Genomic DNA, 13,614 nt, shown 5'->3' with positions numbered 1-13,614 from the left:
AGGCAGCTTAACCACGGTTCCTCAACGAAGCATCAATTTGCCGCCGTCAACCGAGTAGATCTGTCCCGTCATGAAACCCGAACCGGGGCCCGCCAGGAAGGCCACCACCGGGACCAGGTCGCGGTCGATATCGCCGAGACGGCCGCCCAGCGGAACGGTTTTCGCCATGCTCGCGTCATGCGCGGCAAGCTGCTCCGGCGTCATCGAAGCCCGGGTGCGGTCGTACATCGGCGTCCAGATGGCAGGTGCGATGGCATTGACCGTGATCCCGTGGGTCGCCCATTCCAACGCCACCGTGCGCGTCCAGGCGACCACTGCCCCTTTCGATGCCGCGTAGGCGGCCTTGCCGGGATAACCCGTGATCCCGGCCGCCGAAGCGAAGTTGATGATCCGTCCACCACCGGCTTCGATCAATGCCGGCAGGACCGCCTGATTCATCAAGAACGTCCCGGTCGCGTTGACCGCCATCGCCAGGTTCCACTGCTCGATGGACATCTCGCCGGCCGCAGCGCCCGGGGCGATGCCGGCCGCATGAACCAGCACATCGAGCCCGCCGAGATGTGCAACGGCGGCCGGTACCGCGGTGGTCACATCGGCCGGATTGCTGACATCGCAGGCGATGAACCGGGCACCGGCTTCGGCGGCAACGGCACCACCGTCGTCCGCTGCCATGTCGAGCGAGACCACCGAGGCGCCGAGCGACGGCAGGGCGCGAACCAAACCCGCACCCATCCCGCTGGCGCCGCCCGTCACGATGATCCGTCGCCCGGCCAGGCCTTCCGCCGCGTGTGTCACATGCTCTCCCACCAGTCGGTCCTCAGATCTGCCGAGAATAGCATTCTGATTACTGGGAGTATGATGCTGACCAGGGCTGATCAGTACAGAGAACCGATCGGCCGGGTCAGATTCCGAAACGGCGGTCGAGCAGACGTACGCGACCGTGGATGAGCGCTTCATCCCGGTGGCCCGGCGCCAGCGTTTGGCCCCACCGTCGCCACGCGGCCAGGTCTTCACGCCCGTGGACCGAAGCCGTCCAGGCCCGCAACAGCTCCGGGTCCCTGGACGTCAACACGGCCGAACGGACATCTTCCCTGAGTTCTTCGAAGACGTCGGCGATCCCGGGTGCCCTGGACACACTGAGCAGTCCACCGCGGCCGAAGGTCTCGATCGCCCGGATGATGTCGCCGGTCCGCAGCATCCCGCGCACCTGACCGAGGTCGGAGTCGATGGGTGCGGTGAGCCGATATGGCCGGGACGCAACAACATCGGGGCCCAGGTCACGTCGCATCCGGGAGATCTCCGCGCGGACCGTCACCGGGTCGACGCCGTCGTCGGCGAGCATGGAAGCGATCTGTTCGGTGCCCAGTCCCCCGGGATGTTCCCCGAGCAACACCAGGATCTCGGCATGCCGACGCGACAGTCGCATCGCCGGCCGACCCGCCGGACGCCAGTGGTAACGATCGCCGTCGAGCACCGTCAAACGCGGAACATCGGAGCGCTCCGATCGGGCCCCTTCGCCGGTGAGCGACCGGATCCGCAACTCGCCTTCGACCGCGGCGACAACCGACTTCACCATCGACAACGCGAACGGGGTGGCCACCCGCTCGCCACCCGTCACGTCGATGACCCCGATCACCGCACCGGTCACCGGGTCGTGCACCGGCGCCGCGACGCAGTTCCAGTCCTGCACCCGCACCGCAAAATGTTCGGCCCCGAAAATCTGAACCCCATGGTCGACCTCAAGAGCCAGACCTGGGGCGTTGGTGCCGGCGACCTGCTCCGCCCACAACGCCCCTTCGACAAAGTTGATGTCGCCGGCCTGGTCTCTCGCTTTGTGGTCACCCTCTACCCACAACAACCGACCCACGTCATCGGTGAGTGCAACCACCACGCCGGAATCGGAAACCTCATCGAGCATGAGTGAACGGACCAGCGGGTATGCGGTGGCCATCGGATGGCCGTTGCGGTACTCGACGAAGTCGTTCCACGACATGCTGTTGTCATCGGTCATCCCGGAGGGGCTGACGCCACCTTTGACCGATCTCATCCAGGAATCCCGAACCACCGACCGCACCGAGGTGCGGCCGGTGGCCGGGGACATCGTGCCGGTCTGAACGAAGAGTTCATGGGCGCGGCGGACCTGCTCCAGACGAGCGGCCGGATCCTCACCTGGTTCCAGTGCGGACCAGAAGTCGCGGGGAGGTGTCTGCAACTCGCTCACCGCGTCGCCTCCGTTTCGCCTCGAACCCCGACATCCTCAAGTGTGCACCACGTCACGTCGTCACAGGCGCGACCTGGCGATTCGGCACCACCGGTTCGTCGGTCCGGGTGCGTCGCGGCCACCAGGCCCGGTTCCCGAGCAGCACCAGTATCGAGGGCAGCAGCACCAACCGCACCACGGTTGCATCGATCAGGATGGCCACCGCCAGACCCACACCCATCTGCTTCATCTCGACCATGCTCTGGGCGGCGAACAGCGCGAACACCGACACCATCACCAGCGCGGCACTGGTCACCACCCCCGCGGTCTGGGTGACCCCGGCCCGTACCGCCACCTTCGGAGGCAGGCCGTTGTCGATACCCTCGCGGATCCGGCTGAGCACGAACACGTGGTAGTCCATCGACAAGCCGACGAGCACCGCGAGCAGGAACATCGGAATCCACTCGACAACCGTGCCGTTGGACGTGAAGTCGAGTAGCCCTTCGGCCCAGCTGTGCTGGAACACCAGCGCGAGCACGCCGAACGCCGCACCCACCGACATCAGGTTCAGCAACGTGGAGACCAGGGCGATCACCGGGCTCCGGAACGTGGCCACCAGCATCAGCATGGTCAGGGTCAGGATCACCGCGACCACGATCGGCAATCCGTCCGACAATGCCTTGGTGCTGTCGTATTGCTCGGCGATCTGACCGCCGACCGCGAACTCGGTTCCGCCGATATCGTCCACCCGGTCGGGCACCACGGTGGTCCGCAGGTCGAGCATGGCTTCTTCGGCGTCGGTGGCACCCTGTTCGAAGGTGCTGGCGAGCCGCAGTTCGGTGGTGGTTCCCGACGACGAGGTCACCGGCTCCTGGGTGACGGTCCAGGCCCCACTCTCGGTCGCCGCCTCCCCCACGTCGGTCAACGCCGCGCTCACCGCGGCCGGATCACCGCCGGAGACCACGACATTGGCCGACGATCCTTCGGAGGGGAACTCGGCATCGAGTTGCTGCGCCACCGCGACCGCGGGGATGTCCTGCGGCAGCGTGTCCAGACCGGCGCTGCGCAGCGTCATGGTCAATGCTGGGATCGCCAGTGCCAGCATGACCGCCAGCCCGGCGACCAGTGCGATCACCGGTCGGGTGACAACCGGTCCGATGATGCGCGTGCTGATCCCACCGTCACCGATCCGTCGGTTGAGTCGCCAGAGCAGCGGCACACGTGGACGATCGACCCACCGGCCGAACTTGACCAGCAGCGCGGGCAGGACCGTCAGGGAACCGATCACCGCGACCGCGACCACGATGATGGCTGCAGTGGCAAGCGAATTGAACGTCGCGCTGCCGAGTACATAGACACCGGCCAGTGACGCGATCACCGCAACACCGGAGACCAGAATCGAATGGCCGGACGTGGCCGCCGCGATCTCGACGGCATCGATCTTCCCGTGGCCCTTGCGCCGTTCCTCACGTTCTCGTTTCAGGTAGAACAACGAATAGTCCACGCCCACAGCCATACCGATCAACAGCACCATCGACGACGCGGTGTCCTCGGACGGCACGAAGTGGGAGATCGGCGCGTAGATGCCGATCGTCGCGACCACCGAGGTGATGGCCAGCAACACCGGGATGCCGGCGGCGATCAGGGCCCCGAAGGCAAAGAGCATGATGCCCAACGTGATCGGGATGCTGATGATCTCGGCCGAGGTCAGGTCTTCGGCGACTCGTTCATTGATCGCCTCATCGAGCGACACGTCACCGGTCTGCCCGAACTGCAGGTTCGGATGATCGGTGCCGGCCGCCGCCACCGCCGCGTTGATGTCGGCGATGGTGGGGTCTTCGTCTCCCGGCGGGGCGCGCAGGGAGATCGAGACCAACTGCACCGAACCGTCAGGCGACTGCGCCGGCAACGAGATCTCCTGCACCTCCGATGAACCCGTCAGGTATTCGCGGAGTTCGGCGGCCGCGGCCACTGCCTCGTCCTGATCACCGGTGATCAGGACGAACTCGCTGTCGGGTGCGGCGAGCCCGGCGTCGTGGATCATCTGGTCCGCGGTACCGGACTGGCCGGTGCGGTAGTCGGCGTCGTCCGTTTGCTGGGTGGGGATCATCGCACTGAACGCGACCGCTACCACCACCAGCCCCAGCCAGAGTCCGATTGCGCGCCAAGGATTGTGCGCGCTCCACCGGGCGACGGCCTGCGGCCCTCGCGTCATCTGTCTCATGGGAGCTCCTGATGCTGTGAGGCGGGTGCCTCGGGATGGATTTCCCGGCGGACACCGGGGCATTTACCACCTTTGTCGACCCGGACGAGCAGGTCAGGAGCGATAAACCCCCCAATCGCGGCGAAATTGTCCACCATGGAGGGTGGGCCCAGCACTACTGTCCTTCACCGCAGAACCGGGCAGGATGTAGTTCTTGCACCGATGCAGGACGGGCGCGGCGGATGATCGCGACCGGGGAGGAAGCAGTGGATCTCGACGAACACCCGACTCTGGTGGTCCGGTGGCTGCGGGCGGCGATGTACGCCCTCACCACCGCACTGCTCGCGCCGGTGGCACTGGTGCTGTTCGTCGTGCAGGTCGTGGCGATCCCGCTTGTTCTGATCACCGTGGGCGGCCTGGTGCTGTGGGTCAAGGTTCCGATCACCGGCGCCTTTTGCGACCTTCATCGCCGGATGGCGGCCGGCGTCCTCGATCGCCGGTGGCTCCCCGGCGACTACAAACCGACCCAGCACAGTCGCAAGATCTTCCACCTGCTCATGGTCTGGAGTTCCGACTCCTTGCGATGGCGGGATCTCGGATGGCTGGCGTTGGCGTCCACGATCGGTTTCGTGATCTCGCTTGTCGGCGTGATCCTCTCCGCCACGGTCGTACTGCTCCCATTCGTGGAGCCGTTGATGAGGACCCGGGCCGTGATGGACCTGATGGCGTTGAACCGCAGCCGCAACGAGGTGCTGGAGGCCCGGGTCCACGAGGTCACCGAATCCCGTGCCGCGACAGTCGATTCGGCCGCCGCCGAGCTTCGACGTGTGGAGCGGGACCTGCATGACGGGGCCCAGGCCCGCCTCGCCGCGTTGGGCATGACCATCGGTTTGGCCGAAAGCCAGGTCGACAATGACCCGATTGCCGCCAAACAGCTGATGGCCGAGGCCCGCGCGTCGGCGACCGCAGCGCTGGGCGATCTGCGTTCGGTGGTCCGTGGCATCCATCCACCGATACTCGCCGACCGCGGGGTCGGGCCGGCCGTCGAGGCACTGGCACTCGACCTGCCGATCCCGATGACGTTGAATCTCGCTGTCAAGGAACGCCTTCCGGCCGCAATGGAGAATGCCGTCTACTTTGCGGTGGCCGAGGCGCTGGCGAACGTCGGTAAACACGCCCACGCTCACAACGCCTGGATCTCGATGGGTGTCTTCGCGGGCGTGCTCAGGGTCGAGGTCGGTGACGACGGGATCGGCGGTGCGGTGGCCACCGGATCGGGATTACACGGCGTCACCCAACGACTCAAGGCCATGGACGGCTCGCTGTATGTCCACAGTCCGGTCGGTGGTCCGACGATCATCTCGATGGAGGTTCCATGCGCGTCGTGATCGCCGAGGATCACGCCCTGTTGCGTGACGGTTTGTCGCGCATCCTGGCCGCCCATCAGATGGACGTGGTCGCCGCCGTCGACAATGCAACCGAACTCGACACCGCACTGTCCGACGCGACCGTCGATCTGGCCGTACTCGATGTCCGGATGCCACCGACCTTCACCGACGAGGGTCTGCAGGCTGCGATCAAGATCCGCCGTCAACGCCCCGGCTTCCCGGTTCTGGTGCTCTCGCAGTATGTGGAGCAGCTCTACGCGCGGGAGTTGCTCGAGAGCGGCGAAGGCGCAGTCGGATACCTGCTCAAGGACCGGGTGGCCAACGTCGCCGGATTCATCGACGCCGTCCGCCAGGTCTCCGGTGGCGGCACGGTTCTCGACCCCGAGGTGGTGTCCCAGCTGTTGACCGGACAACGCTCCGACGGGCCGCTGGACCGCCTCTCGACCCGCGAACGAGAAGTCCTGTCGTTGATGGCCGAAGGGCGGTCGAACGCGGCGATCGCCGAGGCGATGTTCGTCTCGGAGAAGGCCGTGAGCAAGCACTCCAACAGCATCTTCACCAAACTCGACCTGCCCGTGTCGGCCGACGACAACCGCCGGGTGCTCGCGGTTCTGGCCTATCTCGGGGTGTGAGCGCTAGCCCCTCGCAAGGTTGTAGAGGAAGGTGCTGAGCGCCAGGAGCGCGCCCGATATCGCCGCGGGCCAGAACCAGCCGTTCCACAGACCCGAGCTGAATGCCACGACGATCCAGCCCATGATCAGCAGCGCAGTGGTGAGGGTGGTGACCAGCCGGACCACCAGGATCACGGCGACCGCCAGCGACCACACGACCTCTCGCAGGCCCAACCTCATCGATACGCTCCCGTAAATTCATTCGCCCGAACTGAATTGGACAACTTTGGCACAATGGGTGCGGTGAAGACCATCCTGAACGTCATCTGGCTTGTGCTCTGTGGATTCTGGATGGCGTTGGGATACGTCGCCGCCGGCATCATCTGCTGCATTCTCATCATCACCATCCCTTTCGGTATCGCGTCGTTCCGGATCGCGGCATACGCGCTCTGGCCCTTCGGGCGGACAGTCATCCGCAAACCCACGGCCGGCGTGGGGTCGGCCATCGGCAATGTCATCTGGCTGATCTTCGCCGGCATCTGGTTGGCCTTGGGTCACATCGCCACCGGTATCGCGTTGTGCCTGACCATCATTGGCATCCCGCTCGGAATCGCGAGCTTCAAGATGATCCCGGTGTCACTGCTCCCGCTCGGCGCAGAGATCGTCGACACCGACCGCGGGGCGCTGGTCCCGCCGCAGACGACAACGCGTTGGTAGGCGCCGAGCCTGAGGCCGGGGTCAGTGCGATCACCGGGATCACGCGGGTGGTCTACCTCTCGTAATCGGCGAAGCCCGCATGACCGATGCCTGCGCGGCGTGGATCCGGTCCCGCTCGGCAATGATGCCCTCGTCGAAACCCATGGGGCCGAGTGTAATCGCGGCTCAGCCCACGTTGTCGAGGTCAGGTCCGATCGGGGTGGCCGACGGGATCTCCCCGGTGGCCACCACCACCTTGGTCAGTTCCAGCAGTGACGTCGTCAGGTCGTCGACAGCACCGGCGGTCAGCCGCGCGTAGGCGGGCGCGGCGAGCCGATCGGTGGTGTTCTCGATGTCGGCCTTGAGTGCCCGGCCGGCAGGCGTGATGGCGCCGGAGCGGTCGAGCAGACCCCGATCGGCCAAACTCTCCGTCAGCGACTCCCACTCCTCGTCGGTGTACCGACGCCCGGCGTCGAGCACCGAACGTGGGAGCGCCGTGGCGATGGCATGCAGGACACCGGCTTCCCGGCCACTGATCCCGGCCGCGGTCAGGGCGGCGACATGTCCGTCACCCCGGTGCTCACGCAACAGGGTTGCCGCATGCCACAGGGCACCGAGCCGGTCCGTCGGCCAGGGCAGTGCCGCATTCGCGGCGAACAGGGCCCGCCCGCCGAGGTCTGCGTTCTGTGCGACCGGGTACAGCAACGCGACCACCCCGGTCGATGGTGGCCGCGGCCTCGTCGCCGAGCATGCGGTTCAGCGTCGCGGCCGCTGCGTCCTGACGGGCCTTCAGCGCGGTTTCCGGGGGCGCGAAGTCCCAGGCGTCCGGGATCGCCCTGGCCACGTGCGACGGCGTGAAGTTGTAGAACAGCGCCGTGACGATCTCCGGGCCGACCGGTCCCAGCGGCGCTGCCCGAGCAGCGAAGTAGCCCATCCAGAAACCCCGGTAACCGGCAGCCGACAGTGCCTCGCGGGTCTCGTCGGAGAAGTAGGTGACGGCGTGCAGGGGCTCGAGTAGTCGCCACAGTCGCCGAGCGGTGGGAAGGTCGATGGCCATGAACGGAGCATGCCATCGCACTGTGCGAGCGCCTACCCTTTAACGATGACCGACAAAAAGAAGGCCTCGGACCACACCCACGACGAACCCAAAGGCGGACGACCCGGACCTGTCGACGAGGGCGGCACCGGCGGAATGGCGACCCGGGAGGTCGCACCCGAGCTCGTCCACAAGGACGACGACAACAAGGACGACTGAGTCACCACGGTTCGGATCACCGCTCGCGGTCGCGATACCGCCATGGGAAGACGAACCAGAAATACAGGAATCCCAGTGCCGCGAGGGTGCCGGCCACGATCCCGGCGGTCCGTCCCACCACCAGCTCGAACACCATCATCACGACCCCAGTCATCGCGACTCCGATCAGCATCAGCCCACCGAGCGCGAATCGTTGCCCGAACTGCACCAGTTCCGGCAGTCGATGCCTCCGAAAAAGTATGCGGTGCATGGAGGCCGGGGCCAACAACAGCACGGTTGCCGACACCGAGGCCGCCATCGTGGCCAGGTAAAGGTATTTGAAGAAGTCGTCCTCTTCGTAGAAGCGGTCCTGAAACGGGATGGTCAGCAGAAAGCCTGTGAGCACTTGGACCCCGGTCTGAACGACCCGCAATTCTTGCAGGAGGTTCGACCAGTTGCGGTCCAGCTGTTGGGTCGGGGTCTCCTGCCGTTCCTCGCGGTACCACTCCTCGTCGTCGGGACCACTGGTCATCGGCCAATCCTGGGCGCACCTGCGATGCAGGGCAACCCCTCGCCGGGACCGTAAGTTGCGTCCCGACAAACAACCGGTTCTCGCTGGTCGATAGGCTGGGCGAATATTTGCGTGGCAAAGGAGTGAGCGATGACGGCCGATACCCCCCGCCCGGTCACGGAGCCGCGTTGGTTCGCCGCCGCGCTGGCAGACAAACCCGAACACCGTGACGTCGAGATCTCCGGCGCCCGCGTGCACCTTCGCTGCTGGGGCGACGAAGGCAGACCCGGCGTGGTGCTGGTCCATGGCGGATCGGCGCATTCGGGCTGGTGGGATCACATCGCTCCGCTCCTCGCGTCGACACATCGGGTGGTCGCGGTCGACCTGTCCGGACACGGTGACAGCGAGATCCGTGAGCAGTACCCGATGGACGGCTGGACGAGCGAGGTCCTGGCGGCAGCCACGGCAGGTGGCATCGCCGGCAAGCCCTACGTGGTCGGCCACAGCATGGGCGGCTGGGTCACCGCGGTACTCGGCGCGTTGCACACCGATGCCGCGGCGGGCCTGGTCATCATCGACTCACCTCTGTTCGACGAACCGCCGGAGGAGATCATCATCCGGCAGCTCGCCCGTGTCCCGAAGGCCTATGCCGACCGGGACGAGATCTGCGTCCGGTTCCGGACCGAGCCGAGGCAGGATGTCCTGCTGCCCTACGTGGCCAGGCATGTCGCCGAAGAATCGGTGACGCAGACCGAGGCCGGCTGGATGTGGAAGTTCGATCCGGAGATGTTCCGCAAACGGCACGAAGCCGGGCACCTGGTGAATCTTCGTGAGCTGCTCGGCAAGATCGTGACCCCGTCGCTGTACATCCGGTGCGAGCTGGGCATGGTCAGTCCTGAGATGGCCCAGGAAATCGCCGGGTTGTTCGCCAACCCGGCCACCGTGGTCGACCTCCCGGACGCCGGACACCACCCGATGATGGATCAGCCGCTACCGCTGGTGAGCATCCTTCGAACCATCTTGGCGCAGTGGGAATCCGAGCGGCGACCGTGATCGTGGAAGTGGTCATCACCCGTTGATGACCGCGAAAAGCGGCCCGCCCCGGTACGGCATCCTGCTGTTCACCCTGGGGCTCGTTACCACCATCACGTCCATCGTCAGCAGCCTCGGCGCACCACTGGTGCCGAAGATCTCGACCGACTACGACGTCGAGATCACCCAGGCCCAGTGGACGCTCACCGCCACCATGCTGATGGCAGCCATCGCGACGCCGGTCCTGGGCCGGCTCGGCGGCGGTTCCTGGCGACGTCCGACGATTCTGGTCGGCCTCGCCGTCGTGACGGCCGGATCCGTACTTGCTGCTCTACCACTGGGTTTCGAGGCGCTGGTGATCGGCCGAACGATGCAGGGGGTCGGTCTGGCGCTGGTGCCCCTCGCGATGGCGGTCGCCCGCGAATCATTTGCGCCGCGCCGGCTGGCGTCGGCGATCTCTTTGCTGTCGGTGACCGGTATCGCCGGGGCCGGCCTGGGCTACCCGATCACCGCAACCGTGGCCCATCTGTGGGGTTTGCATGCGGCGTACTGGTTGGGCGCCATCCTGAGCCTGATCACGCTGCTCATGGCCGTGCGGTACATACCCGACTCGCGCACCTCCACCCGGATGTCCGTGGATTGGTTTGGCGCAGTGCTTCTGTCGAGCGGTACCGCCATGTTCCTGCTCGCCGTCAGCCACGGTGACAGCTGGGGTTGGCTGGCACCACGCACGCTGGCTCTCTCCGTCGTCGGCGTGGCCGCGTTCGCGCTGTGGATCGTGTGGACACTGCGCCGCGAACAACCGCTCGTCGATCTCCGGCTGGCGGTCCGGCCCGGGGTGGCCGCGCCCAACCTTGTTGCCGCAGGCGCCGGTATCGCGATGTACACGCTACTCACGCTTGTCATCGTGCTCGTCCAGAACCCTGACTGGGGACTGGACCAGTCACTGGCCGTGGCCGGGTTGATGCTGACGCCGTATTCGCTGATGAGTGTGGTCGGCAGTCGCCTGTCGTTGGCGGCCGTGGACAGGTTCGGCCCAGACCTGGTGCTGCCGTTGGGTTGCGGGATCTTCATGTGCTCCACGGTGGGCGTGGCCCTGGTTCACGACCATGTCGCATGGGCGGTGCTCTGGATGGCCGTCGGCGGCCTGGGCAGTGGGTTCAGTTTCTCTTCGCTCGCAGTGCTGATCATTCCGCATGTACCGAGCGAGGAAACCGGCAGCGCGATGGCTTTCAACATGGTGCTGCGATACCTGGGGTTCTCCGTCGGCAGCGCGGTGAGCGTCGCCCTGATGGCCGTCTACGGCGGCGGTGACCGCGGGTTCGCGTTGACCTTGATCACGGTGTCCGTGGTGTTTGCCGCGGTGGGCATCGGTGCCTGGCTCCTGAGCAAACGCGTCCCGCAGGCGGGCTGAACCCGCTCGGGATTGGGGTAGTCCACTACTCGCGCCGCCGGGGGCCGGCCTTCTTAAGCTGTCTGCGCCCGCAAGGGAGCGAACCTCCCACCCTCGGTAAAGGACGGCGAACCATGGCGACATCGGACAACAAGGTGGTTCTCATCACCGGGGCGGCGAGCGGCATCGGCGCCGCAACCGCCCGGGCGCTGGCCGCTCGGGGCGCAAAAGTGATCCTCGTCGACGTCGAGGAGGATGCCCTTCGCCAACTCGCCGATGATCTCGGACCCGACGCCGCGGTCTCCGCAATCGCGGACGTGACCGATCTGGCCGCAGTCGAGGCGGCCGCAGAGTCCGGGGTGAGCACCTTCGGTGGGATCGATGTGGTTGTGGCCGGCGCCGGTATCGCGAGTTATGGGTCGGTGTTGCACATCGATCCGGCGACGTTCCGCCGCGTCATCGACATCAACGTCACCGGAGTGTTCCATACCGTTCGCGCAGCTCTGCCTCATCTGATCGAGCGACGCGGATACGTCCTGGTGGTGTCGTCGATGGCCGCTTACGGTGCGATTCCCGGGTCGGCGGCCTACACCACCAGCAAAGCCGGGATCGAGCATTTCGCCAATGCCCTGCGGTTCGAGGTCGCACATCACGGCGTCGCGGTGGGCAGCGCCCACATGTCGTGGATCGACACCCCGATGGTGCGCGACGGTCAGAGAGATGTGCCCACGTTCAACGATCTCCTAGACGTTCTACCCCGGCCACTGAGCAAGGTGGTGCCCCTCGAGGACTGCGTTGATGCCTTTGTCAACGGCATCGAGCGGCGCAAGAACCATGTGTACGTACCTCGCTGGGTCGGCGTGGCGCGCTGGCTCAAGCCGGTGCTCTCGTCGACCAAGGTCAATCGTCGGGTCCTCGAGCGGGTATCGACCGACCTTCCGCTGATGGATCAGCAGGCCGCGGCGCTCGGACGCTTCACGAGCGCACGCCACCTGGCGACGGGCGTCGTACCACCGGCACCGACCGACTCGGCGAGGGAACCGGCGGGCAATTTCTGAAGATGTTTCGGAGCGTGGCAGCGGGGTAAACCAGAGACCTGTCCGGTTGAGGTCTGCAGCCGCCGGCTGCGGAGCCGCCGAGCAGGTGACCGATATGTCCGTGCATCGCGGGATGCGCGGCCGGACCCGGGGGTGAAAATGCCATCGAGCACGATCTTGTCCGAGGCGATGTGGGGTAGCCGTGGCTGAACGCGGAGCCAAGCCGCAAGTCCCGGCCTTGCGCCGAAAGGCGCTCCGAGCCATCAGCCATCTGTTCAGCCCGTTACAGCCGGACGACTACCTCGAGATGATCAACCCGCTGTGGACCACGCGGGAGCTGCGCGGTCGCATCGAAGAGGTCCAGCAGCAGGGTTCTGACGCCGCGACCGTCTGGATCAAGCCGGGGTACGAGTGGCCGGGCCATCTGCCGGGTCAGTACGTGCGCCTCGGTGTGGTGATCGATGGCGTGTTCCACTGGCGGGCCTATTCGTTGACGTCCGACCCCGAACCGCGGGACGGGCTGATCGCAGTGACCCCCAAACTCGTCGAGAACGGTGTGGTCTCGCCGTATCTCGTGCGCAAGATCCGGCCGGGAGAGATCATCCGGCTCGGCGAGATCGAGGGTGTGTTCACACTCCCCGATCCGTGTCCGGAGAAAATGCTCTTCATCAGCGCCGGTAGCGGCATCACACCGATCATGAGCATGCTGCGCAGTCTGGACCACAACAACGCCATGAAGGATGTGGTGGTGATCCACTCGGCCCGCACCGAGTCGCAGGTGATGTTCCACGACGACCTGCGGGAGATGGATCGACGCCAGGACGGCATGCACCTGACCATCCGGCTCACCGCCGAGAACGGCCGGTTCGGAACCGGCGATCTCGACGAATTGTGCCCGGATTGGCGCGAACGTGAGGCCATGTGCTCGGGACCGGGTGAAATGCTCGATACCTTCGTCGAACACTGGGAACGCAACGATGTCGGGGACCGCATCCACTTCGAGCGGTTCCAGCCCATCATCGGCGGTGCCGCCGGTGCCGGTGAGGGCGGCGCGGTGCGGTTCGTCCGCAGCAAGACCGATACCAAATGCGAACCGGGACAGACAATTCTGGCCGCAGGGGAAGATGCCGGGCTCGAACTCAAGTACGGCTGCAGAATCGGCATCTGCCATACGTGTGTGGGCACGTTGAAATCGGGAAGTCTACGAGACCTACGTACCGGTGAAGTCAGCGAGCCGGCCGGCGCCTCGGTGCGGATCTGCGTGAACAGCGCCGAAGGCGACATCGAAATCGATTTGTAGATCGAAGGA

Annotated in this window: 13 protein-coding genes and 1 pseudogene; 8 read left to right on the top strand and 6 right to left on the bottom strand. The window is 65.8% G+C overall.

The window, feature by feature from the left end:
- Positions 1-21: 21 nt before the first annotated feature.
- The 3 genes from AC51GT_RS10680 to AC51GT_RS10670 all read right to left on the bottom strand — a co-directional run bounded on the left by AC51GT_RS10680 (position 22) and on the right by AC51GT_RS10670 (position 4,424).
- Positions 22-807: an SDR family NAD(P)-dependent oxidoreductase gene (locus AC51GT_RS10680; RefSeq protein WP_496328733.1), complete on the bottom strand. Its 786-nt coding sequence runs from the start codon at positions 805-807 to the stop codon at positions 22-24.
- Between the two features lie 94 nt (positions 808-901).
- A complete protein-coding gene (locus AC51GT_RS10675) occupies positions 902-2,221 on the bottom strand; it encodes a sigma-54-dependent transcriptional regulator family protein (protein WP_496328732.1) in 1,320 nt (439 codons plus the stop codon).
- 52 nt (positions 2,222-2,273) lie between these two features.
- Positions 2,274-4,424, bottom strand: coding sequence for an MMPL family transporter (locus AC51GT_RS10670; protein WP_496328731.1), 2,151 nt, complete (start codon positions 4,422-4,424; stop codon positions 2,274-2,276).
- Positions 4,425-4,645: 221 nt separating this feature from the next.
- On the opposite strand from AC51GT_RS10670, the gene AC51GT_RS10665 reads away from it, so the two are divergent.
- Both AC51GT_RS10665 and AC51GT_RS10660 read left to right on the top strand, forming a co-directional pair.
- Entirely contained in the window at positions 4,646-5,791 is a 1,146-nt protein-coding gene (locus AC51GT_RS10665; protein WP_496324466.1) for a sensor histidine kinase, read from the top strand.
- Complete coding sequence (locus AC51GT_RS10660) at positions 5,779-6,423, top strand: response regulator (RefSeq protein WP_496324465.1); 645 nt, start codon at positions 5,779-5,781, stop codon at positions 6,421-6,423. The genes AC51GT_RS10665 and AC51GT_RS10660 overlap by 13 nt, the downstream gene beginning before the upstream one ends.
- A gap of 3 nt (positions 6,424-6,426) precedes the next feature.
- On the opposite strand, the gene AC51GT_RS10655 is transcribed toward AC51GT_RS10660, so the two are convergent.
- Positions 6,427-6,642 (bottom strand): hypothetical protein, encoded by a 216-nt coding sequence (locus AC51GT_RS10655; RefSeq protein ID WP_496324464.1) that lies wholly within the window; start codon positions 6,640-6,642, stop codon positions 6,427-6,429.
- 63 nt (positions 6,643-6,705) lie between these two features.
- Here AC51GT_RS10655 and AC51GT_RS10650 point away from each other — a divergent pair, with 63 nt between their 5' ends.
- Entirely contained in the window at positions 6,706-7,119 is a 414-nt protein-coding gene (locus tag AC51GT_RS10650) for a YccF domain-containing protein (RefSeq protein WP_496324463.1), read from the top strand.
- 165 nt (positions 7,120-7,284) lie between these two features.
- On the opposite strand, the pseudogene AC51GT_RS10645 reads toward AC51GT_RS10650, so the two are convergent.
- Positions 7,285-8,155, bottom strand: a pseudogene (locus tag AC51GT_RS10645) (SCO6745 family protein).
- Positions 8,156-8,200: 45 nt separating this feature from the next.
- Here AC51GT_RS10645 and AC51GT_RS10640 point away from each other — a divergent pair.
- On the top strand, positions 8,201-8,353 hold the full coding sequence (locus tag AC51GT_RS10640; RefSeq protein WP_496328730.1) for a hypothetical protein: 153 nt from the start codon (positions 8,201-8,203) through the stop codon (positions 8,351-8,353).
- 16 nt (positions 8,354-8,369) lie between these two features.
- Here the strand turns inward: AC51GT_RS10640 and AC51GT_RS10635 are convergent, their stop codons facing one another.
- The gene (locus tag AC51GT_RS10635; RefSeq protein ID WP_496328729.1) at positions 8,370-8,864 is read right to left on the bottom strand and encodes a DUF6328 family protein; all 495 of its coding nucleotides are present in this window, start codon (positions 8,862-8,864) and stop codon (positions 8,370-8,372) included.
- A 129-nt stretch (positions 8,865-8,993) separates the two neighbouring features.
- On the opposite strand from AC51GT_RS10635, the gene AC51GT_RS10630 reads away from it, so the two are divergent.
- The 4 genes from AC51GT_RS10630 to AC51GT_RS10615 all read left to right on the top strand — a co-directional run bounded on the left by AC51GT_RS10630 (position 8,994) and on the right by AC51GT_RS10615 (position 13,605).
- Positions 8,994-9,896 (top strand): alpha/beta fold hydrolase, encoded by a 903-nt coding sequence (locus tag AC51GT_RS10630; protein WP_496324459.1) that lies wholly within the window; start codon positions 8,994-8,996, stop codon positions 9,894-9,896.
- A 25-nt stretch (positions 9,897-9,921) separates the two neighbouring features.
- On the top strand, positions 9,922-11,289 hold the full coding sequence (locus tag AC51GT_RS10625; protein WP_496328728.1) for an MFS transporter: 1,368 nt from the start codon (positions 9,922-9,924) through the stop codon (positions 11,287-11,289).
- A gap of 113 nt (positions 11,290-11,402) precedes the next feature.
- On the top strand, positions 11,403-12,326 hold the full coding sequence (locus AC51GT_RS10620) for an SDR family oxidoreductase (protein WP_496328727.1): 924 nt from the start codon (positions 11,403-11,405) through the stop codon (positions 12,324-12,326).
- A gap of 181 nt (positions 12,327-12,507) precedes the next feature.
- Positions 12,508-13,605 (top strand): ferredoxin reductase, encoded by a 1,098-nt coding sequence (locus AC51GT_RS10615; RefSeq protein WP_496328726.1) that lies wholly within the window; start codon positions 12,508-12,510, stop codon positions 13,603-13,605.
- The last annotated feature ends 9 nt before the right edge of the window (positions 13,606-13,614 follow it).

It is taken from the genome of Williamsia sp. z34 (genome assembly GCF_059553395.1).
The sequence above is the reverse complement of the archived record's forward strand: the minus strand, read 5'-3'. Positions and strand labels throughout refer to the sequence as shown.